This is a genomic window from Rhodococcus sp. MPR-R1B, from assembly GCF_058793255.1.
In genome coordinates this window covers 86,140-106,167 of the sequence record NZ_JBXAFO010000019.1, presented here as the reverse complement: position 1 = coordinate 106,167, position 20,028 = coordinate 86,140, and the positions used below count along the sequence as shown (strand labels likewise).

General features: G+C 64.2%; 21 protein-coding genes. 2 read left to right on the top strand and 19 right to left on the bottom strand.

The features are described 5' to 3' along the window. Window positions 1-86: 86 nt before the first annotated feature. Window positions 87-869, top strand: coding sequence for a hypothetical protein (locus tag AC1Q61_RS23680; RefSeq protein WP_492651296.1), 783 nt, complete (start codon window positions 87-89; stop codon window positions 867-869). 46 nt (window positions 870-915) lie between these two features. Then, complete coding sequence (locus AC1Q61_RS23675; protein WP_021334574.1) at window positions 916-1,827, top strand: nucleotidyl transferase AbiEii/AbiGii toxin family protein; 912 nt, start codon at window positions 916-918, stop codon at window positions 1,825-1,827. Window positions 1,828-1,961: 134 nt separating this feature from the next. On the opposite strand, the gene AC1Q61_RS23670 is transcribed toward AC1Q61_RS23675, so the two are convergent. The 19 genes from AC1Q61_RS23670 to AC1Q61_RS23580 all read right to left on the bottom strand — a co-directional run bounded on the left by AC1Q61_RS23670 (window position 1,962) and on the right by AC1Q61_RS23580 (window position 19,958). Next, window positions 1,962-2,774, bottom strand: a complete 813-nt coding sequence (locus AC1Q61_RS23670; RefSeq protein ID WP_492651284.1) for a hypothetical protein — start codon at window positions 2,772-2,774, stop codon at window positions 1,962-1,964. Next, window positions 2,774-3,544 (bottom strand): DUF4913 domain-containing protein, encoded by a 771-nt coding sequence (locus tag AC1Q61_RS23665; protein WP_492651285.1) that lies wholly within the window; start codon window positions 3,542-3,544, stop codon window positions 2,774-2,776. Before AC1Q61_RS23665 ends, AC1Q61_RS23670 begins: the two co-directional genes overlap by 1 nt. Next, window positions 3,541-5,367, bottom strand: a complete 1,827-nt coding sequence (locus tag AC1Q61_RS23660) for a type IV secretory system conjugative DNA transfer family protein (RefSeq protein ID WP_492651286.1) — start codon at window positions 5,365-5,367, stop codon at window positions 3,541-3,543. The genes AC1Q61_RS23665 and AC1Q61_RS23660 overlap by 4 nt, the downstream gene beginning before the upstream one ends. 88 nt (window positions 5,368-5,455) lie before the next feature. Then, a complete protein-coding gene (locus AC1Q61_RS23655; RefSeq protein WP_182262777.1) occupies window positions 5,456-5,611 on the bottom strand; it encodes a hypothetical protein in 156 nt (51 codons plus the stop codon). A gap of 130 nt (window positions 5,612-5,741) precedes the next feature. Continuing rightward, entirely contained in the window at window positions 5,742-5,993 is a 252-nt protein-coding gene (locus tag AC1Q61_RS23650; protein WP_182262778.1) for a hypothetical protein, read from the bottom strand. After that, the gene (locus tag AC1Q61_RS23645) at window positions 5,994-6,296 is read right to left on the bottom strand and encodes a transposase (RefSeq protein WP_492651287.1); all 303 of its coding nucleotides are present in this window, start codon (window positions 6,294-6,296) and stop codon (window positions 5,994-5,996) included. Next, window positions 6,293-8,023, bottom strand: coding sequence for a putative type IV secretion/conjugal transfer ATPase (locus AC1Q61_RS23640; RefSeq protein WP_355334658.1), 1,731 nt, complete (start codon window positions 8,021-8,023; stop codon window positions 6,293-6,295). The genes AC1Q61_RS23645 and AC1Q61_RS23640 overlap by 4 nt, the downstream gene beginning before the upstream one ends. 32 nt (window positions 8,024-8,055) lie before the next feature. Further along, window positions 8,056-9,546, bottom strand: coding sequence for an SCO6880 family protein (locus tag AC1Q61_RS23635; RefSeq protein ID WP_492651288.1), 1,491 nt, complete (start codon window positions 9,544-9,546; stop codon window positions 8,056-8,058). A 55-nt stretch (window positions 9,547-9,601) separates the two neighbouring features. Next, complete coding sequence (locus tag AC1Q61_RS23630; protein WP_492651289.1) at window positions 9,602-11,149, bottom strand: hypothetical protein; 1,548 nt, start codon at window positions 11,147-11,149, stop codon at window positions 9,602-9,604. Further along, window positions 11,143-11,997, bottom strand: a complete 855-nt coding sequence (locus tag AC1Q61_RS23625; RefSeq protein ID WP_492651290.1) for a DUF8175 domain-containg protein — start codon at window positions 11,995-11,997, stop codon at window positions 11,143-11,145. The genes AC1Q61_RS23630 and AC1Q61_RS23625 overlap by 7 nt, the downstream gene beginning before the upstream one ends. Window positions 11,998-12,025: 28 nt before the next feature. After that, window positions 12,026-12,679: a DUF8175 domain-containg protein gene (locus AC1Q61_RS23620; RefSeq protein WP_492651291.1), complete on the bottom strand. Its 654-nt coding sequence runs from the start codon at window positions 12,677-12,679 to the stop codon at window positions 12,026-12,028. A gap of 45 nt (window positions 12,680-12,724) precedes the next feature. Beyond that, entirely contained in the window at window positions 12,725-12,991 is a 267-nt protein-coding gene (locus AC1Q61_RS23615) for a hypothetical protein (protein WP_019750044.1), read from the bottom strand. Further along, complete coding sequence (locus AC1Q61_RS23610) at window positions 12,988-13,311, bottom strand: hypothetical protein (RefSeq protein WP_042925324.1); 324 nt, start codon at window positions 13,309-13,311, stop codon at window positions 12,988-12,990. The genes AC1Q61_RS23615 and AC1Q61_RS23610 overlap by 4 nt, the downstream gene beginning before the upstream one ends. 18 nt (window positions 13,312-13,329) lie before the next feature. Further along, window positions 13,330-14,019 (bottom strand): hypothetical protein, encoded by a 690-nt coding sequence (locus tag AC1Q61_RS23605; protein ID WP_492651292.1) that lies wholly within the window; start codon window positions 14,017-14,019, stop codon window positions 13,330-13,332. Beyond that, window positions 14,016-14,603, bottom strand: coding sequence for a hypothetical protein (locus tag AC1Q61_RS23600; RefSeq protein ID WP_240952879.1), 588 nt, complete (start codon window positions 14,601-14,603; stop codon window positions 14,016-14,018). Before AC1Q61_RS23600 ends, AC1Q61_RS23605 begins: the two co-directional genes overlap by 4 nt. Then, window positions 14,600-16,297, bottom strand: a complete 1,698-nt coding sequence (locus tag AC1Q61_RS23595) for a peptidoglycan DD-metalloendopeptidase family protein (RefSeq protein ID WP_492651293.1) — start codon at window positions 16,295-16,297, stop codon at window positions 14,600-14,602. Before AC1Q61_RS23595 ends, AC1Q61_RS23600 begins: the two co-directional genes overlap by 4 nt. Before the next feature lie 93 nt (window positions 16,298-16,390). Beyond that, entirely contained in the window at window positions 16,391-18,004 is a 1,614-nt protein-coding gene (locus AC1Q61_RS23590) for a cutinase family protein (RefSeq protein ID WP_492651294.1), read from the bottom strand. 26 nt (window positions 18,005-18,030) lie between these two features. Continuing rightward, window positions 18,031-18,888: a hypothetical protein gene (locus tag AC1Q61_RS23585; RefSeq protein WP_475845853.1), complete on the bottom strand. Its 858-nt coding sequence runs from the start codon at window positions 18,886-18,888 to the stop codon at window positions 18,031-18,033. Continuing rightward, the gene (locus AC1Q61_RS23580; protein WP_475845852.1) at window positions 18,885-19,958 is read right to left on the bottom strand and encodes a DUF8176 domain-containing protein; all 1,074 of its coding nucleotides are present in this window, start codon (window positions 19,956-19,958) and stop codon (window positions 18,885-18,887) included. The genes AC1Q61_RS23585 and AC1Q61_RS23580 overlap by 4 nt, the downstream gene beginning before the upstream one ends. Window positions 19,959-20,028: the final 70 nt, after the last annotated feature.

The following is a 20,028-nucleotide window of genomic DNA, read 5'->3' as shown; positions in this document are numbered from 1 at the left end:
TCCCAAACGAACAGCTTCGAGCTGCCTGGCTCGTCATCGAACCCAGATTCACCGCAGGTGAGCGGCTCGATGGTAAGCATCCCGCCGTGGTTTCCCATCGCTCCGCTGCACGGGTCCATAACCTTGGAGACCTGGACGCGGATGTCATGGAGTTCACGGTCACTCGTCGGAAGCAGTCCCGGCTAGACGATGTTCGGTATCGCGTCGCAACACTGGACCCGGGCCGATGGACCCTAGTTGACGGACTTCCCACCACCACCATCCTCTCCACGATCGACGATTTGGCCACTGATCATCTCGACGGTGGGCATCTCGCCAGCATCGTTCGCGACGCCGTCACCACCGGTCGCGCCGACGCAGACGCTGTCGTTACTGTGCTGCGGCCACACGCTCACAAGTACGGGGTCGCCCTCGGTGATGGATCCGGTCTACTCGACCGGTTCCTCTCCGAGGCCGGAGTGCCGGAATCGACGCGGGCCCTTAGTCGACGCGTAACAGCCAGCGCCAGCGAATCGAATGTTTGGTCCAGGCTCGGCCAGACTGCGGCGTTCCGGGAGGCGCTGGAGACTCAAGGTGTCCTCGCCGGACTCAGTGAGAGCACGGCGTTCAGGGAGGCACTGGTCAACCAGAGTGCGGCGTTCCGGGAAACTAAAGATGTCCTCGCCCGACTCAGTGAGAACACGGCGTTCAGGGAGGCACTGGCCAGCCAGAACGTGTTCGCTCAAGATGCCCTAGTCGGCCCTGTGCAGTCTATGCAGAAGATCGCCCCCGAAAGGGTCAACTGCGGTGGCGAGGAGAAGCAACTTGAAGACTCGGATCTCAACAGTAAGGTCAACCCGCTCAACGGTGACAGCGACAGTCTCAGTTAATCGGGGCGAGATCAATGTCCACTTCACCGGCTGATCGGAAGGCACTATGACCAACGACAGACCCTCGCCAAACAACACGGCCGCGTTCATTCGCTCCTTCAAGGATCGTCTCCGAAACCAGTCCACGCTGCGCGGCCGAACGATCGAACAACTGCGTCGTGAGTTTTTCCTACAACGATTCCTCGCGCGAGTTTTTTCCGCTCCAGGGGATCGGTGGATGCTCAAGGGTGGGGCTTCGCTACTGGTGCGACGACCGGATGCACGGTACAGCCAGGACATCGACCTTCTACACACCTCAGCATCTGTCGCCGATGCGCTCAAGGAACTTGAAGCAATCGCGCAGATCCCCACCGACCTCGACTTCTTCCGGTTTGTATTTGACCCTCCTCGGCTGATGACAGGCGGTGTCGCGGGAGCCAGCGTGAAAGTGAGGGTCTACCTCGGCGTCACAGAACTCGCCGACTTTCCGATTGATCTGTCCACGGAACTTGATCCAGTAGGAATCGTGGATTACCACCCTCCGCTCCCAGTCCTTGAGTGGGAGGGGCTGGGGGCGATGCCTAAGTTTGCGTTATACCCACTACCGCAACAGATCTCAGACAAAACCTGTGCGATGTACGAACGGTATGGCGAGCTGAGACAACCCTCGACGCGCTACCACGACCTCGTCGACCTCACACTTATCGTCACTGCCTGGTCGATCGATGCCGCCATAACCCGTACCGCGCTTGAATGCGAGGCCGCTCGACGCTCGTTGGAACTGCCATTCGCACTGACGTCGCCTGCTCCGCCCTGGCCTGTCGGGTACAACAAAATCGCCAAGACGGTTGCTGGGCTGCCAGAGGAAGCGAAGAGTATTGATGGCGCCCTCAGCATTGTTGGCGCATGCCTTAATCCACTGCTCAGTAAGCATCTCGATGCTGGATCGTGGGATCCGATCGAGGCGAGATGGTCGTAACGGCGGGCACAGATTAACTCTCTGGCTCGGCTCGGTTCGGCTCCGCTTGGTTCGTCATTGACTTGTTCTGGGAGGATCTGAAACGCAGTTGAGTGTTCGGGCAATTAACACGGTTGCGATGATCCGATGCACTGCTAACGGCCAGTGTGTTGGCGTTCTTGGCTGCGGCCTTTGCCCGGACGTCCTTTCCTTGCGGCCGGTGGTTTACCTGTCCCGGTCTGCACCGCTCCTCGGGGATGCTTGGCCTGGTCGAGGTCGGCCGTCATCCGGGCCCCGATCGTTTCCTTGTCCACTCCTCCGGCGTTCATGTCGGCGGCGAGTGCATCGCGCCGTTCAGCCGAGTCGTACTCGGCTTCCGCGGCCGCCCGATGAGCGTCTGCGTCTTCGGCGATTTCAGTTTCGGCCGGCGTGCCTTCGGCTTCTGTTGCCGTCTTGTCGAGCCGATCGGCTTCGGCCATCAGCTCGGAAGCCTTCACGTTCTCGCGTTCGGCGAGTTCCTGTTCGGCGGCAGCGGCCCGCTTGGCTTCTTCGGCTGCCCGGAGCAGGTTCTCGATTTCTCGCGGGTCGATCCCGGGGGCGCCCGCATCTATTCCGTACCGTGTCTGGACTTGCGTGCGGATGCGATCTGCGGCGTCGGCCGCGGGCTGCGAGTGGTCCTGCCAACCGCGGGCCTGCTGCCAGCTGTCGGCGATCTGCGCGTGGGAGGCGTCCTCCCACCAGCGGTCCGTCATCACCGGACGTAGCTGTGCCTCGATCACGCTGCGCTCGGCGACGAGCCGTTCGCGCAGTTCCCGGGCCGCCTGCACGCTTTTGGCTTCGGCGTCGCGGATCTGCTTCTCACGTGCGCGACCCATCTGCTCTGCGAGACGGGACGCAGACTGCAAGCCGACCCGGAACATGCGCGTGAGTTCTTGATTGACCTCACCGATTTCGTCGTGCTCTGACATCAGTTGTTGCCTTCCTTGTGGGGTGACGCCGCTGTGGGCGCGGATTCAGGGGAAAGACGCATGTCGGGGAACATCGACGACGGTGCGGGTTCAATCGGCAAGGGCACGATCGCGAAGTCGCCGCCGGCATGACCGCCGCGGACCGAGCACGCTTTGAACGTGCCCTCTGGATCGAAAAGCTGTGCCATGTGGTGGTCAGCGTGATCGCGCCACCACACACTCATCCCGGTCGAAGGATCCAGGCGCAGACGCTCCCATGCGCGCCACAGGGCTTCCAACCGGGAGATAGCTTCGGCGTGTTTCCACCACTGCGTGCACCAGTTCCTTGACGTCCCCTCGATCACCTCACGCCGATAGACAGGGGCGATGCGTTCGCGCACGAACTCCTCTACCGATCCGAACACCAGTTCCGGTTCTGACGGCTGCTCCGGCTCCGGCTCCGCCTCCGGATCGGCGAGTGAAATCTCGAGCTGCGCCAGCAACCGGGCCGCCGCCGCGGCTTCGAGTCGCGCGTACAGCTCTGGAGTGAGGATTTCCGCCCACTTCGCTTCAGCGATCGCGTCGGCTTCCTTCTGGATGCGTTTGAGAACTGCCTTGCCGACCATCGCCTCGAGGTTCTCGCTCAGCGGCGCTTCGACGTTCGGTTCATCTCCTCCGCTGAGGGGCGTGTACGCGGATGGGGGTGGATAGTCCGCATCATCGGGCGGCAGATAGTCAGCCTCACCCGGATCGAAATCGCCGGCCGGTGGTGGCTCGAACGGCGCGTTCACAGCGACACAGCCTCACGCGCAGCCCCCGCGTGGTCTGGCTTGAGCCATTCGGACAGGCCTTCTTCTGCTTCCGCCAACCTCGCCGGGGCTGCCGGATCGTGGGCTTCGATTGACGCCCTGATCTGGTCGGCGTGCGGGCCGGCCATCCACGGCGCCGTCCGTACGATCACAGGCCGGTTACCAGAGGAACGTACGATCGCCCGGCCACGTGGCAGTGCTTCGAGTTCGGATTCGGTGAACGTACGAACTTTGGTGCGCTGCTTGGAAGTGGATCGGCCTTGCGAGGAGGCTGTGACCGACCCGGTGATCTCCCAATGGTCACCGATCGCGGTGGACATGTCCCGAAGGAACACCCCGTCATCGACGGCTACACCACCGCCGTAGACCTTGACGTTCGCCGCCGACCACAGTTTCTTCATCCCGCGTTCGCCCCACACCTCCACACCCTGTGACCAGGACTGCAAGATCGCCATGATGATGATTCCGCGAGAACCGTAGTGGCTGTAGAGGCTAGGCAGCTTGGACCAGCGCACGACGTTGGCCACCTCGTCGAGAGGAGCGACGAGAGGAACAGGCAGACGTCCCTTCGGCGAGGTGGTCGCGATTTCTTCGGCTGCGTCGATCACGGCGACGGTCAACGCCGTCACCAGTGGGCCGGCCGAACCGTTGCCCTCGCGGGAAAGGCTGTAGAGCGTGCCTCCGGAACGAACGAACTCGCGAGGATCGAAATGCGGCCGCGGATCGGACGAACCATCCGACGTCACCCAGGGATGAATCGTCCTGATCTTGAGCGAGCGGATCATCTTCTTGGCAGTACCGAACACACCGCCGCGTTGTTTGTCGGGTGCGTTGTACTGCCCGGCCAGGCCGTCGGCCTGCAATCCGTACCCATGTTGGCGAAGGATCTTCACCGCTTCCTGGTTCTGCACGTCCGTGACCCACGTATATGCCTGTGTGATCGGGCGGCGATCGAGTGCCGCAGCCAGGAACAGTGCCGCCAACAGGTCCTTTCCTTCCGGATCGAAGAACGCGTCCGTCTTCGCTTCGAGTCCGTCGTCACCGGAGGCGAAATGATCGGCCAGGTCGGCGGCCCTGACTTCGTCGGTCACCCACGTGAGCGGATTCCACCACCAGCTCGGTTCCTCATTGGCGACCCTCTGCGGATCGAACACCCAGACTTGCGAACCCATTGCCGCTCGAACGTCGCGGGTCGCGTCGACGACATCGCGCTTGTTCGAGGTGGTCAGGACTGCGCCGGGAGCATCGAGAACTGCGGGGATGACGCGACTGGTCGACTTACCGGTGCGAGGACCCCAAATATCGACGTGCAGGTCCTCCCAGCTGCCGCGCAACATCGGGGCCGACCCGAACACCGGCTTGCTCGGCAGCAACAGGTACCCGAGCTGAATGCCGACAACGTCGTCGGGACGGAGCCGCACCTGCAAGGATTCGGCTTTCGCCCGGCATGCCTGTTCCGTCAACGAAGCGATGTCGCGACCGCGGCCCATGTACTTGGCCAGCTCGTCGACGCGGGTGCTGTCCCGCTTGCGCAGGATCAACAACCACATGCCCACCGCAACCAACACGATCAACGCCAAGGCGAAGGCAATCGCCACTACGCTCGCACCGGACTCCCACACGAGATCGCCCTTGATCAGGCCCGCGACCATCGCCATCGGATTGACCGGAACATCCTGCTCGGTGCCGAACTGCATCGCGACGGAGGCGCCGACGACGCCGGCAACCGCGATCCCGGCGCACACACCGAGCACCTCGAACGCCACGTCACCTTGACTGGGATCACGCACGGAACCCTTACTCATGATTTACCTCCTGCGGTGTCGGAAACTGTTTACAGAGAAGAACTTCGGCGGAAAATTGTTGGGCACAGCTGTGGGTTGATTACTTCGGTCAGGACATGAGGCGCAGAAGGACGACGAGGGCGACTGCGGTCAGTGAAAAGACGATCAGGCGGAGGCCGTTGACGTTCGGTGATATGCGCGGTTTCCGGCCGGTCTTGCGGACGTACGCGGCGTCGGTGATCGCGGCTAGTCCGAACCAGCACACTGACTGCTGCGATCACGAAAACGGCTATGGTCAGGCCGGTGATGACGCTCTCCAAATGCACACCAGCTTGCCCGTCACTCGGGCCACTCGCGGATCGTCCAAACATGATGTTGTTTCCCAACTGTCGGATTTACGTGTTGTCCGTCGGTATCTCGACGACGGTGGTCAACGTGACGGCGTAACCGGCACGTGGTCTGCTTGTCAACGATGTTCCCGTTACTTGAGCGGGGATGACGGTGTGTGAATGTCCTTGTACTGCAACGAATCGGTGTTTCGTTTCGAGGTCGGCGACCAGGTCGTGCATCTTCTGTACTGCACTCTGCAATGCGGCCGACGGCTCACCGGCTTCGGTGGCGGTGCTGTAGAGGAAGATATGCGTCATTTACAGGCCTCTGTTCGCGGCGATCAGTTCACGGTTCACTTCGCGTAGTGCTTCGAGTTCGACGCGGAGGGAATGTATTTCGGAATTCGGGGCGCACGGTTGTGGTTTCACGGCGTCCGCGCCTTCCCGCTGCCGTAGCCACGCCCGCACGGTGGAGGTGTGGATTCCGGTATCGGCGGCGACACGCTCAATCGTTGCCCACAGAGACGGATACTGAGGGCGCAGCTTGTCGACCAAAGCGACTGTGGCACTGCGCACCTCTGCTCCGTAGCGGTTGCCGCGAGTGCTGCGTTTGCCGCTCATGCCGCGTTGTCCTTCGCTGTCTGTGCCGCGTGTCCGGCGTCGGTGGCGTCGACGAACCGACTGTCGGTGTCGTGCCACTGGTATTTCAGTTCCGTGGGGGTCAGGACGGTCTCGAAACGGTGCCCTGGAATGCGTTCGGTGCCCTGTTTGAGCAGGAAAAACCCTCGGCCTGGGGGTGGTCCTGGCTTTTCGAGTTGGGCGTCGTAGCCGGCTGGGGACGACAGCGCGGAGACCCATGCCTTGTCTGCGCGGGTGAACGGAATGATGGAGTCGAGTTTGTCCATCTCGTCCGAGGTCAGGGCTCCCACGATCAACGCTCCGGCGCGTTCGATGAAGCCCTTGGCTTTCATGATGTCGAAGTCCATTTCGAGCGATTCGAGGTCCTTGACGGTGTGGGTGATCATCACCAGCGCCGTTCCGACGGTGCGGGTCAGGCGGGTGAGGGCGTCGACGCGGCTGACCATTCCGGGGCCGGCGAGAACTCGCCAGAATTCGTCGAGCACTGCCAGGAAGAGCAACCGGTCGCGAAGTCCGCAATCGGCGAGGACGTGTGCGGCTTCGATGGCGCCGAAGCCGTCCTCCCAGCATGCGGCCATCACCGCAGCTTCGAGCTTGGTGTCACCGTGGCTGAGCGCTGAAATGTCCACGCACACCCCGGTCGGTCGATCCTCGCCGGTGAAGTCGATCGGGGTGGTCGTCTGCTGGGAGAACACCTCACCGAGATCGCCGTCGAGCAGCGCGGACAGCGTCTCGAGGAGGGATTCGACCTTGGCGAGGTACTTGTCCTTGTCGCGGGTGTACGCCTTGCGCATCAACTCTTCCGGCGGGTTCTCGATCAACGTGAGCAGATCGGAGATAAGCGGCGGGTTGTCGTATCCGAAACGGGGGTCCTTTTCGAGTAGGCGCAGCGCCGCGGTGATGATGTTGCGTTCGGCCTGTGTCAGCGCTGTTCCGCGCTCGATTTCGCACAGCGACTGCATCACTCGCTTGCGGCGTTGGTGAACCTGTTTGATCACTTTCTTCTGCAAGTCGGGGAAGTCCGCGAGCAGCGGAATCACCGACCCGAGAGCTCCGATCGCGAGCGGGTTGAGGTACCCCTCGCCGTGTCCCAGGCGCACGATCTTGCCGCGATCGCCGCAGATGATTTCGATTTCCTTGGTGAAGTCGGGTTTGGTGTCGGCGAACACGAACGGGATGTGACCTTGGGCGACGGCCCCGCTGACGAGTTTGCGGCCCACCGTGGACTTGCCGTTACTGGGCAGGGCGAGCATGAACACGCTGGGGGTGTTCTGTCGGCGTGAACGGTAGGTGGCGGTGATCGGGTCGTAGTGGAACGAGATGCCGTCGGGATCTTTCCCGAGCGGGGTTCCGACCATTGGATAGGTGCTGCCTACTACCCACGGGGAGAGCCCACATGCCTGCACACTGGTGCCGCGGAACTCCGGCGGCTTGGGTACGACGCCCATCTTGCCGCCGCCGTGGCCGGCGAAACCGCGGTCGGTGAGTTTGGGGGCGCGGCGCCATTTCGGTTCGGTTCGGGAAGGATCGCGTGCGAGTTCGGCGGCTTTCGCTGCTGCCTTCTCGTCTGCGATGCGTTGTTTTTCCTCTGCCTGGCGGCGTTTGCGTGCCGCTGCCATCGGATCGCGTAGGGAAGCATTCTGCTTCTTGCGTCCGGGTTCGTACGTGCCGGTCAGGTCTGCGATCCGGCGGCGCAACATCAAACTCATCGTTTTCTCCTTCTCGGTGGTGGTTGGCCGGTTCAGGCCTGCAAGGTTTTCGCCGTCGTTGCGTGGTCTTGGAGATAGACCCCGACTCCGACGCCCGAGAGAAATGCCGCTGCCTGGTATCGCCATGCGGGCCGTACCTTCGTCGAGCACCCGGCGACCAGGGATTCGATCGTGTCGGCCTGAATGTCGAGCTGGGCTTCGGTACTTGCCGACGCGGTGACGATCAGCGAGACCGCTGTCGCGCCGGCACCGTTGCCGACCTCGACGCGAGTACGGTCTGCTGCCTTGACCTTGAGGTCTGCGCGGACCGACCCGATACCGCGTTGGGCATTGCGTTCACCGACTGCGTAGACGTAGCCGCTCTCGACTGCGTTCACGGCGTCGGCCGGGGACATCGGCCGGTGAATCAGTGTCACGCGCTTGCGCGGGACGTCGCCGTGACCTTCGAGAAGTGCTTTGAGGATCCGTTCGTTGCGGGCACCGGACGGGGGTGCGTTCATCACCCAGGTCCGCGAGGCCGTGCCTTCGTGGAAGTAGGTGTTTTTGGTTTCCTCGGCCGTCATCGGGCCGGCATCGAGCCAGTCGACGTACATCTCTCCGCTGCGCAGTGACGATTCCACCTCGGCTTCGACAACCGGGCGGGGATCGTATGCGCGGCGCACGACTGCGGAGATTTCGTGATCGGACATCGGGACAGCGGTCACGCGGAATGTGCCGAGGTTCGCGCAGATCGACGGAAGACGTTCTGCCAGATCGGCAATCATCGCCATCGGATCCTTGCGTTTGGCTTCCGTGTTCGCGGTGAAGGTGAGCGCCATGTGGGTGTGCAACTGGATTCCGTGACGTACGCCGGTGCCCGATTCGCGGACCACCGCTTGTGCGAGTTCAGAGGTGCCGGGTTTGCACAGTCGCGAGATTTCCGCGTCTTGCCGCGCGCCTGTCTCCGGGAGGGTTTCGATGATGGTGGCGATCGCTTCGATGTCCGGCGTCTGTCCGCTGAGGTTGATGAACTCACCCCAGTTGGCGACGTCGAGGTCGACCTGACCCTGTTCGACACCTTTGTATCCGGGCACAGAGCAGCGCAGCCTGATCGTGTACTGATGCAGTTTCGGTAGATGACTCATTCCGAATCGTCGGCCCAGTTTGTCGATTCCCCACCACATTTCGATCGGAGCGCCGATTCCCGGGACTCGGGTTCGGCCTCCGGGCGCGTTCGAGAGAGAACCAGCGCGCAGGATGTGCTGGCCGCGCCGACGCTGCTTGCTCCACCCGGTGAGTTCAGTGGCGAATTCGTACCCTGACTTGCCGCCGATGCGTGCAGCGAGCGGCGCCCAGGTCAGCACCACTACGCCGAGGATCACCGCTCCGGAGACGAAAAACCCCGCGAGCAGTGCAACGATGCCGGCCACGATGCCCGACGCGAAGACGTAGAACATTTTCTTCGACACACCGAACAGGTACGTCGAGGGGGCTTCGTGAAGACCGCCGTAGGTGTTCGGGCGGCCCGGTGCTTCGGTGCTCATAGCTGCTCCTTGAAGATGGAATCAATGAGGTCAAACGGTGCGGTGCGGTGTGCGCTCATCCGGACCGCCCGCCTTGCGGCTCGTCCGGAACGTCCGCTCCCCCACTTGCTCCGGCGGCGCTGTCGCCGATCGTCGACGCGACGGCGCCCATAGCGCTGCTGATCCGGTCGGAGACTTCCTGCCCGACGGCGACGGCCGCACCGACAGGACCAGCGGCCGCGGCCGCGCCGCTCGCCGCGCCACCGGATGCTGCTCCGGATGCGCCACCGGATGCTGCTCCGGACGAACCGCTCGCGGTCGCTGCCCCAGAGGGACCGCTCGATGCAGCTTCCGTGCCACCGCCCGAGGGCGCCGGTGAGCTCGACCCGGATGAGGGAGTGCTGGAGCCGGTCGGTTCCGTACTCGGGCCGCCCTGAACGCTCGACGACGAAGAGGACCCGGAATCCTGTTCAGCCGAGGAGGACATCGACTGGATCATCGAAGCGCCCATACTCGCGCCGGTCGCGGCGAGCATTCCGCCCAGCACCGCGCCGCCGTTGCCGCCGGCCATCGAACCCATCGCAGGAACGATCAGCCTCGCCAACGCCGGCATCGTCAGGCACGAGAGTGTCAGCAGGATCATTCCGGCAAAGACACCTTGTGCGTCGGTAGCACCGGCGGCCGAGAGGAAAGCGATCCCGTACACACTGGAAGCGACGAACGGGAACAGTGCGAACACCACCGCCCAATTCCGTAGCTTCGTCCAGGCCTGCATTCCGGCGCTGCCGATTCCTGATGCGGCGGCCGCGATCGGCGCCCATCCGAGGACGAGGCGCAGCATCGCGATCTGCATCATGATGAACACCGCTTGCACGGCGGTTCCGACGATGCCCAAGATCGCGAAGACGAAGATCAAGCCCGGACCCAGGAGAGGGCCGACTTCGGCGACGGCGAGGAGTTTGTTCGCCGCTTCGTCGATGTTCTCTCCGACCATCGCTTGAACCAGCCACACACCCGCTGCTCGGGAGAGTTCGTCACCGGCGAGGATGAGCGGAACCAGAGTCCAGGACGCGAACACTGTGCGGGTCAACATCATTGCCGTTTCTTCGGCATGTTGCTGCGCCAGACGCGATTTGGCCCAGGCGAGTTTGAGTGCGGAGATCCCGACCGAGATCATGAACGCCGCTATCTGGAATATTCGCAAGAATTGGTGCACTTGCCAGACTGTGTTCTCGGTGTCACTGTTTCCGACCGCGCCGGTGACCGAGTTGGTCATCCACCACGTCAGCATGAAAGTGATGCCCTTTTTCCAACCGTCGAGGAACACTTCGGCGGCCTTGCCGACGCCCGATTTCCACATCCCGTCGGCGAACTCGCCGGCCGCGTCCTGTGGATTGGCCACAGCAGTGCCCAAGTCGCAGAACCGTTCGAGGAACCCACCGACGACCGGTACGGAATCACCGACGTCGCGGCAACCGGCATACATGTCGTCGTCAGCCGGCGCCTGCCCGGTTTCCGAAGTGCCCGGATCATCTGCCGGGGGCTGGGCATGCCCGAGCGCGACCGGCCCGAAGACCAGCACAGCCAGGAGCAGAGCCGCGATCGCAGCCAGACGCTTCACCATTGGGTCCACCCCGTCAGCGAAGTGATCGTCTGCGGCGGAAGCTGGGTGGACGGGCGACGGATCTTCCAATCACCGTCCTGCCAGACGACCTCGAAGCGAGTGGTGAACCAGGAGCCCGGAGTCTTGTCGCGGGCCGCGACCTCCACGACCGCAAACGAGTTGTCAGCACTCCAACCGGAAATCTTGAATGCCGCCGGGATGTACTGAGGGGGCAGCTGGCTCCAGTCGATCCACTTCTTCGGCGCCCACGACGCCTTGTTCCCCCGCGTCGAGGGTTCGATCTGGTTGTCGAAGACCGCATCGAGTGATTCCTGGTCCATGACCGTCCGCATGCTGATCTGCCAGGCAGCGAGCGCAGCGCCCTGAGGGGTGCGAGCGAAACCCGTGGCCAATGGGCCATCTACTCGAGTGGGACCGTCGGAGGTCGAGAACGGCAGGATGAACGGACCGACTTGCTGCCACATCAACCCCTCCGGAGCGGGGACCGGGTCACCTTCCTTGAACGAGGGGCGATCTGCCGGCGACTGCGGCAACGCCTGACCACGCGGGTTGACGGGGTTGGCGATCACGCGGCCGAACAGATCCGCCGACGGAACGCCGAATGCAGTGCCGCTGTCGGGTTTTGCTGGTGCCGTCGCGGGCGGCTGGGTGGCAGTGGGGGCGCCGGCGCCGGCGGAATCGTCGTCGCGGGTGACGGCGATGAACACGGCCACGGCCACGACCACCGCGAGAAGCGCGCAGAACACGGCAGCGGCAATCCCGGTCGTGCGGCTGGTCGCCAACCACTCGCCGGTGCGGCGAAGGCGCGATCCTTCTGTCGTCTCGCGGGGTTCGGTGCGGTTACTCACGGGTGGCTCCTGAAAAGTCGGGGGAAGATCAGTCGGCGTAGGAGAAGGCGGTGTATCCGTCGAGCGAGGTCAACGGCACGGGATCGGTGGGCGCAGCGTCGGAGGTCTCGGGCTGCGGATCAGGGAGAGTGATCTTCCAATCGCCGTTTTGCCAGATCAGCGAGGTCGGCGACGCAGACAGTGCAGCGTCCGGCATCCGTGTCGCCAGCCACACCACGGCTTCGTCGGGGCTGTAGTCCTCGATGCGGAATCCGGCGAACTGGGCTGTCTGAGCAGGATCGGCTTCGGTGGTGATGGAGGTCATCACCCGCGCCACGGCGTACGCGTCCCGGCCCCGGCCAGGGGCGGTCAGCAGTTGTGCGGTCTGCGCCCAGGTCTCGTCCGGTGCGAGTGCGAGACGGCTCTGGCCCTGAATGGCGGCCATCACCACCCCTTGGGGTGTTCGGCTGTATCCGAACGGGATCTTCGCCGAAACGCTCGTCGGTCCGTCGACAGCGGAGACAGGGACAGCGACACCGCGGTAGCTCTCCCACGTCACCTGCTGCGGCGCTGCGCTGGTGTCGACCGCCGCGCCGGTGCCGGTTCCGGGGTCCTCCTCCGACGATCCGCACGCGGTAGCCACCGACAGCGCGAGAGCTGCGGCGACGAGAGCGCCGACGAGGCGGTAACGGTGAATTGCCATGATTTCCTTCTTTTTTCGCAAAGTGAGTAGTGGAATCGAGACGGGCTAGATGAGGAGCCATCCCGCCCACGTGATTGCGGAGGCGGTGACGATGGCGCCGATGGCGATCGAGATCAACCGCCGGATTCCGGGGCCGGTGACTTCGCCGTCGTCGAAGCGGTGCGCGACTTCGACACCGGCGCGCATCGCGGCGACGATCAGACCGGCGGCGACGAACCACAGGAACACGCCGAGCATCTGTCCGAGCGGGACCAGCACGTCTTCGCCGGGCATCTTGATGCCGCCGCCTGCGGCCAGTATCGAAGTACTCACTCCATGAACCAGGTGACGTACGAGGCGGCGGAGGACGTGATGATCGCGCCGACGGCGACACCGACCACCATCATCTTTTCGCCGCGTCCAGCGGTGCCGTCGGCGAACGACTGGGCGAACTTGACGCCGGCCATCATTCCCAGTCCGATCAGGAAAGCTGTTGCCGCCCACAGGCCGACGCCGAGCAGGACCTGAAACTTGTCGCCTGACGGCGGAGTGGTCATCTGAACGTCGATCACGTCCCCGCCCTGTCCAGGCGAGGGGAAGGGCGCGGGCTGCTGAGCGAGGATGTAGGTGTTGAGGGTGTGGAGTGCGTTCATGAGAAAGTGCCTTTCGAGTTATGTTGCGGAAGAACTGATTTCCTTCACCCGAGCTGCTGCTGCGACTCGGATCTGGTCGTGGAGAGCGATGACCGGGGCGACGGGGTATCTCGTCGGGTCACGCGCCGCTTTCTTGTCGGCCGGCAACGTCGAGGACGGAGACCACTCGGGAAGTTCGCGAGGAGGCATGACCCGCCAGGGCTCGAGCCACGGCACGTCCCAGCAGTGACCGGCCAGCGAGCGCGCCAGCGACTCGACGACGGCCAGACGGTTCCGGACCGGCTTGGACAGTGGGCGATCACTGTCGGCGACGGACACGACGCCGAGGATGTGTGTTCCTTCCGGCGTGCCACCGGCGGCGTGTTGCAGAAGCAGTGAATGAGCACGCTCTACGCCGTGCATCGTCGTGCGAAAAACGAGCACCACCAGCGGTGAGTCCGCGCCCGGTAGGTCACCGATGTATCCGGGCCAGCCGCGCTGGCAGTCCCCCGCGTACGCGAGGGAACGCGTCAGCGAGGAGACTCCGGCGCCGCCGGTAGCTCCGAGAAGCCAGACAAGCGGCCGGGCGGGGGTCAGAGCCTCACGTTCGATCGGGCCTTCCCAGATCGGAGCGGATTCATCGGTCGCGGGCATCACAGCCCCCGCGATGCGTGGACCGCTCGGCATCGGAGCACCGCGACGCGGAACATCGGCATATGCGCTGGTCATCGGACCATCACCGCGCTCACGCGCCACACACCGAGCTTGGTGGCGGTCATGTACGCCGCGAACGGAACCCGATCAATCTCCCGGCCGCCGGCATCGACGGCGGTCACCGTCACGGCCACGACTCGCGAGACCTTCGCAGGCTTGTCCTCGGGGTGATTATCGGCGGTCACCGTCGCCGTGGCCGTGGCTACCGCGTTCTGCTCACGCCAGGACTCCCATTGGCGACCGGTGATCGGTGCCAAAGCAATGAAGGACGACGCGTTGTCGGTGTAGTACCGCTCGTCGAGCAGCGGTGCTGCCCGGTTCGCTGCGTCGATCTGGTTGGTGTCCGCCCCGGGGGTGTACGAGAACAGAGCTTGCGCGGCCGCGACCATCACGGCTTCCGGATCGCTTTGATCGACCGAGGAAAACGGTTCCGGCAGAGTGGGATCGGCGGGAACAGTCAATGATTGAGTGGGGCCGCCCTCATCCATCGGGTGGTCGTGGTCATCGCTGCGCCCGCATCCGACAAGTGCGAGAACAGCGAAGGTCATGGCGGCGAACGCGGTCAACCTCATCGGTCTGCGGTCAGTCCGGTTTGTCATCGTGCCTCCTGCGGTTGCGGTTGTGATGCGCCGAAGCGGCGGACGTGCATTTGTTCTCCCGACATCCCCGACAGCGGAGCGATGGTGACGGTCTGGCCTTCGGTCGGAGCGTGAAGCAACATCTCTTCGCCGTTCTCGAGGCCGTAGTAGATGCCGACGTGGTGCGTGTTCGAGGCGGGGCCGAAGAAGATCAGGTCGCCGGGCTGTTTCTGGTCGATGGGGACCTCTGCGCCGCGTGAGTCGTAGAGCTGTCCGGGATCTGCGGTCGATCCGGTGAAGTGCGGCAGGCTGATTCGTCCGCCGGATGCCTGGTAGACCGCGTACAGCGTCAGACCTGAGCAGTCGAATCCGCCGCCGGTGGGGCCGTTCGTGTCGCCACCGCCCCAGACGTACGGGGTACCGATCCAGCGCGAGGCAGCCAGGATGACGGCTCGTCCGAACTCGCTGGCCGGACCCTCGCCGCCGCCGCTACCGGGTGCGGGCTGCTGATCGTTGCAGGCAGCGCTGCCGCCGTCGGCGACGGCGATGGCTCCACCAGCTGCGATGGATGCGAGGTCGGCTTCGGACATGTTCGCCCCGGCGCCCTTGAACTTGGCCGCCAACGTGGTGGCGATCGGCTCGTCGTCGGCGTACGCGTCCGGGTACAGCGATCCTTGAACGTTCTGTGCTGCGACGGTGATCGGTAGCGATTCCCACCCGCTCTGCTTGGCCAGCGCTTCGTAGAATTTGCGTGATGCAGTGGCCGAGTTCATCAGTTCTTCGAGCGTTCCCCACCACGGGTACTGCTGTTGGAACTGATTGACGGAGCCGTGATCTCGTCCGACCGCATCGTGTGGGAAGTCCAGGGATCGGCCCACGTCCTTCTGATCGGCTTCGAGGCGAGGATCGGTGCCGTCGTTGGCGTACATGCGAAAGCCGGATTCCTGACTTGCGGTTGCGAGCGCGACGATGACGCCGCGATCGGGAATGCCCATGACTTCACCGACCGCGACGATCTGCTTCGCGATCGCCAACTGTCGGCCGTCCAAACCTCCGAACCCGGAACCTTCATCACCCGCATCGCCCGAGCCCGGAGATGTCGGTGCGGGCGCAGCGGGAGCCTCGCCGGGTTCGGCGGCCTTGTCGATCCACGGTTGCGGATCCACCGCGGTACCGGCGCCGTCGGGTAGACGACCGCCGTCCCACACCTCGAAATGAAGGTGCGGCCCGGTCGAGCCGCCGGCATTGCCGATCGCCCCGATCTGCTGACCTGCACGGACCTGCTCTCCGGCGCGGACCATCACACCGTCGTCGAACATGTGCCCGTAGACGCTGCTGTATACGTGGCCCTCGATTTCGTGATCGACGATGATCCAGTTCCCGAAGCCGTCAGCGGGACCGGCTTCCCGAATGCGGCCGTCGGTGAACGCGTAGATCGGGGTACCGACCGGACCTGCACGGTCGAGTCCTTTGTGTTCGGTGCCCCATCGCGGACCGAACGGAGAGGTGTCCGTTGTTTCGGACGACTTGGTGGGCTTGACCAGCGAACCGGCAGCGGCGACCTGGCCGCCCCCGTTTTCGACGGGAGCGCACTCTTCGTCCTCGGAAACGAGAACGACCACCACGGCCATGATCATCAGAAGGAACGCGACGGCTGCGGCACCGACAACGACGATGGCACCGCCGACGCCTCCGCTGCTGCTGTCATCTGACACGAGATGGTCCCTTCGGTTGGAGTGGGACGTCAGTGCGTCCCGGGGTTTGCTGGGCGGCGGCGCAGCAGAGGAGTTCCGTGCGCCGCCGACCGATCACTGCGCGGGCGGTGCGGCGGCAGGCGCCTGAGTGGGAGTCGGGATCTGGGCAGGCGCGAACGCGCCGCCCGGCCCGACGATTTCGGGAGAAACCGCCGAGGTCGTGGCGAACACCGAGCTGGTCAGCGGCGTCGACGACGAGGGGGCCGCAGAGGGCGTCCCGCTCGGACGAGTCGTCGGCGAGGCTGTTTTCGTGGTGCTCGCCCCGGCCGACGTGGATCCGGACGAGAGTTCTTTCGCGAGGGTGGAGAACCACTCGACGGTGAACTTCGCCGGGGTCTGCCCCTGTCCTCCCACGGGAATCGAGTCGTAGGTGCCGTGGTTGCGGGCCGTGTCCCAGTACTTGACCTGCGTTGCCATCTTCAGCAGGTCCTTGTTGTCGGAAATGCCGCGCTGGACTTCGTTGTAGATGTACTTCTGGATTTGGGTGCCGGTGGACGGCGGGAACAAACTCATTGCCGCGTCCCCGACTTTCGCTGCCAAGATGCCCAGTGCAGCAGGGGGATTGGCCATGCCGACGGTGGCGAGGGTGCCGATCGTGTCCAGTGTGAGGACTTTCTTCGCGACCGCGATGCCCGCTTGCAATCCCATGACACCGGTTTTGATGACTGCCCGGATGACATCGGCGTCCGCGTCCGGAGTGGCGGAGCGCGGATCGGAATTCGTGGACAGGCGCCCGAGGATGGTCTTTCCGGACGACTGCACGGTGAACCGGCCGTTGGAGAAGTTGATGTCGTCGTTGACGACGTCGGCGGCGGTACGAATTGTCGCCCCACCCAATGCACCCGCGAGGTCGACCAGAGTTTTCTGCGGATCCTGCTGCTCGAGGTGCAGCTGCCCAGCGATATTGGTGACCGTGCGGGCCAGCGTCGCATCTTGTGGTGTCGCGCATGCGAGGTCGCCGTCGGTGCAGAACGAAGCGACACGGCCGGCAACAGAGCCGTACCCGGACGAGGCGGCGTAGTTCGGGGCTATGCCGCCGCCGTCAGCAGGGGTCGGGGTGGTCACCGTCAGATCCGACAAGGCAGAGGTGGCAACGCCCTTGGGCGGTGTCGGTGAACTCTGCCCGGACGAGCCGCCGGGGAAGGTACCCGCACCTTGCGGGCGATTCGGGGACGAGAACAATGCACCGGCGGCGAGCTTGTCCGCTGTGATCGGGCCTTTGCCGCTGCCGATATTGCGGATGACGGTGTCCGCTATCTGCGCGCCTTGCGAATATCCGGTCACCGCGATCATCGACGAGGGGCACCTATCGGCGTAATCGGAGATCGCTTGGCTGGTCTTGTCGACCCCCTCGGTCATCGACTGCTCGTACGTCGCTCCCCGCCAACCGAAGTCGGCGGCGTACGGGACGAGCATCCGTGAGACCTCACCGGCAGCGGACTGGAGCAAGGGCACCATCACCGACATGCCGAGGAAGCCGCTGTCGATGGTGGGGTCGGCATCCGGAGCGGACTGGTTGGTCCCCTGAACACCGAAGACTCCCAAAGCGGTGCAGGGCATCGGTGCGGAGTCGCCTGAGGTGGGTGCGGCGTTCGCCAGACTGGTTCCTGCCAGTGCGAGGACGACCGTGGCCGTCACCGCTGTGGTGATCCCTCTCGCATATCTCATGCGGATTTCCCTTCGGATGTGTTTGTTCACTGCGTCGGCGCGGCTGCACCGAGGTTTCGTACGTCGGCGGCGAGAGCGGTGAAGTCCTGCTCGACACCGCTGCCCATCGCCGAGGTCACGATCGGTCCTCCTGCGGCCAACGACCGGTCGTGACCGATCAGGCGCACCGCTCCGATCCGGCCCGCCATATGGGCACTGAGGTGATCGGCCACCGGCGTCGAACCGGGACGGACCTCGACGACGGCCACGACGACCGATGCCAACGTGTGTGCGCCGAGGGTGCTCTCGATCCATTCCAGGACGGAGGGAAGACGGTTCACGGAGTCGCCGCGACTGGACACCACCAGGACGATCACGACCGACGCATCGGCTAGGAGCGGAGCGAGATGCTGTGCACGCAAAGGGTTTCCGGCGTCGTAGATCGGAAAATGACCGGACGCGGTCAGGAGTGAGTGAACGGACGCGAGCGCCGCAGCGTCGCCGCTCAGCTCCCCGAGCGTGCGGCGACCCCACAGCACCCCGTGCTCGGAGACCCATTGGCCGGGGTTCAACTCGCGCCCGCAGCCACGCTCGGACAGGTCACCGCCGGCGGGGGTCGTATCCACGGCGGCAGCAGTGACGAGTTCGGTGTGCAATGCACTCGCCAGGCCGACCGCTGTCGTGGTGGCTCCGACTCCACCGGCAACCCCGGCGATCAGCACAGCAGAAGGCGGTGCCAGCGGAATCAGTGCATCTTCTGGCTCAGGCACGTCATCGACCGGGGCTTCTGCCTCGGACCCGGGCACGAGCGGCGGTGCGGTGTCGTCGACCGGTGCCGACGGCTTCTCGTCGGATTCGTTGTCTTCTGTCGGCTCGCCCTCGAGCCAGTCCCCTGCCCACGTCACGGCGTGCCTACGCTCTCGTTGATGGCCGCGATCAGCGTCTTTCCGTCACGCACGGTCGTGCTGATGGTTTGCGCGTATCGCACGATCGCGCCGTCCGCGGCTTTTTGGACCATCTCTACGGCGAAGACACCCGGCTGACCGGACGGTCGGATCAAAACGCAATGCTCGGTGCCGACCGGGACGCCGTCGTCGATGCCGGCTTGCAAGGTCGACAGTTGGGTGGCCGCAGCTTCCGGAGTGGCGAAGCCTCGCGCTTTGTCCGCATTGCGATCGACGTAGAAGGCGTGCTGAAATCCGAGGATCGCATCAGGGCCAGATCCGGTACCGCCAGGTCCATTCCCGCTGATGACATCACCCTTGACGCTGCTCGGGCACCAGGACGAGGCGGCCTGCGCCCCGGCGACAGACGTCCCCGCCGCTGGCGGGGCCGTAGTGGTTCCAGGTACTTCGAGGGAGGCTGGAGCGTCCGGTTCGTCGGAACCGGAGGCCAGCGCGATTGCGGTGCCGCCCACGAGGACAGCCAGCACGGCCGCAGCGGCTCCCCCGACAGCGGCTTTCGTGCGGCGGCTCCGGCCACGCGCCCGGTCGGATCCAGGGAGAGGTTCGGGGATACCGATCCGCTCCCCCGCATCCGGGGTGGTCGGTGTCGGTTCCGGATCGGTGGCCGGCAGCTCCCATTCCGATGCCCAATCCGGTTGTGTATTCAGATCACTGACAGCGAGAGTGACGACCGGGAGCGTGCGGACAACACCGACGGACCCGGCGATCGGATCGGTCGCCGGTCCGGTCTCGTCCTCATCTGCGAGTTCGAATGTGGGAGTGAGGTGTTGGGTGGGTCGGCTCACCGCAGCGACAACGGTCTCGTCTGCCGAGGGAGCGTTGCCGGTGGAAACCGGTTCGCTCTCAACAGTTTCGGCATGGTCGAGTAGGGAGTCGGGTTCTGATTCCTCATCGGGGTTTTCGGACTCGGGCTCGGAATGTACGTCGGCGTCTGGGGTTTGCTCTCCCGTGTCCACTTCGTCGGCGAACTCGGTCGGGTCCAACGGTGGAAACCAGTTCTGACCTGACATGTCGATATTTCCTCTCGTGCAAAGAAAAAGAACTTCGACTAACACCGCCGGGGCCGAAGCCCCGACCCCG

Excerpts from the sequence above, each read along its gene's own strand:
- AC1Q61_RS23675 (WP_021334574.1), top strand. The coding sequence starts at position 916 with ATGACCAACGACAGACCCTCGCCAAACAACACGGCCGCGTTCATTCGC.
- AC1Q61_RS23670 (WP_492651284.1), bottom strand. The coding sequence starts at position 2,774 with ATGTCAGAGCACGACGAAATCGGTGAGGTCAATCAAGAACTCACGCGC.
- AC1Q61_RS23660 (WP_492651286.1), bottom strand. The coding sequence starts at position 5,367 with ATGAGTAAGGGTTCCGTGCGTGATCCCAGTCAAGGTGACGTGGCGTTC.
- AC1Q61_RS23650 (WP_182262778.1), bottom strand. The coding sequence starts at position 5,993 with ATGACGCATATCTTCCTCTACAGCACCGCCACCGAAGCCGGTGAGCCG.
- AC1Q61_RS23645 (WP_492651287.1), bottom strand. The coding sequence starts at position 6,296 with ATGAGCGGCAAACGCAGCACTCGCGGCAACCGCTACGGAGCAGAGGTG.
- AC1Q61_RS23640 (WP_355334658.1), bottom strand. The coding sequence starts at position 8,023 with ATGAGTTTGATGTTGCGCCGCCGGATCGCAGACCTGACCGGCACGTAC.
- AC1Q61_RS23635 (WP_492651288.1), bottom strand. The coding sequence starts at position 9,546 with ATGAGCACCGAAGCACCGGGCCGCCCGAACACCTACGGCGGTCTTCAC.
- AC1Q61_RS23630 (WP_492651289.1), bottom strand. The coding sequence starts at position 11,149 with ATGGTGAAGCGTCTGGCTGCGATCGCGGCTCTGCTCCTGGCTGTGCTG.
- AC1Q61_RS23620 (WP_492651291.1), bottom strand. The coding sequence starts at position 12,679 with ATGGCAATTCACCGTTACCGCCTCGTCGGCGCTCTCGTCGCCGCAGCT.
- AC1Q61_RS23610 (WP_042925324.1), bottom strand. The coding sequence starts at position 13,311 with ATGAACGCACTCCACACCCTCAACACCTACATCCTCGCTCAGCAGCCC.
- AC1Q61_RS23605 (WP_492651292.1), bottom strand. The coding sequence starts at position 14,019 with ATGACCAGCGCATATGCCGATGTTCCGCGTCGCGGTGCTCCGATGCCG.
- AC1Q61_RS23600 (WP_240952879.1), bottom strand. The coding sequence starts at position 14,603 with ATGACAAACCGGACTGACCGCAGACCGATGAGGTTGACCGCGTTCGCC.
- AC1Q61_RS23590 (WP_492651294.1), bottom strand. The coding sequence starts at position 18,004 with ATGAGATATGCGAGAGGGATCACCACAGCGGTGACGGCCACGGTCGTC.
- AC1Q61_RS23580 (WP_475845852.1), bottom strand. The coding sequence starts at position 19,958 with ATGTCAGGTCAGAACTGGTTTCCACCGTTGGACCCGACCGAGTTCGCC.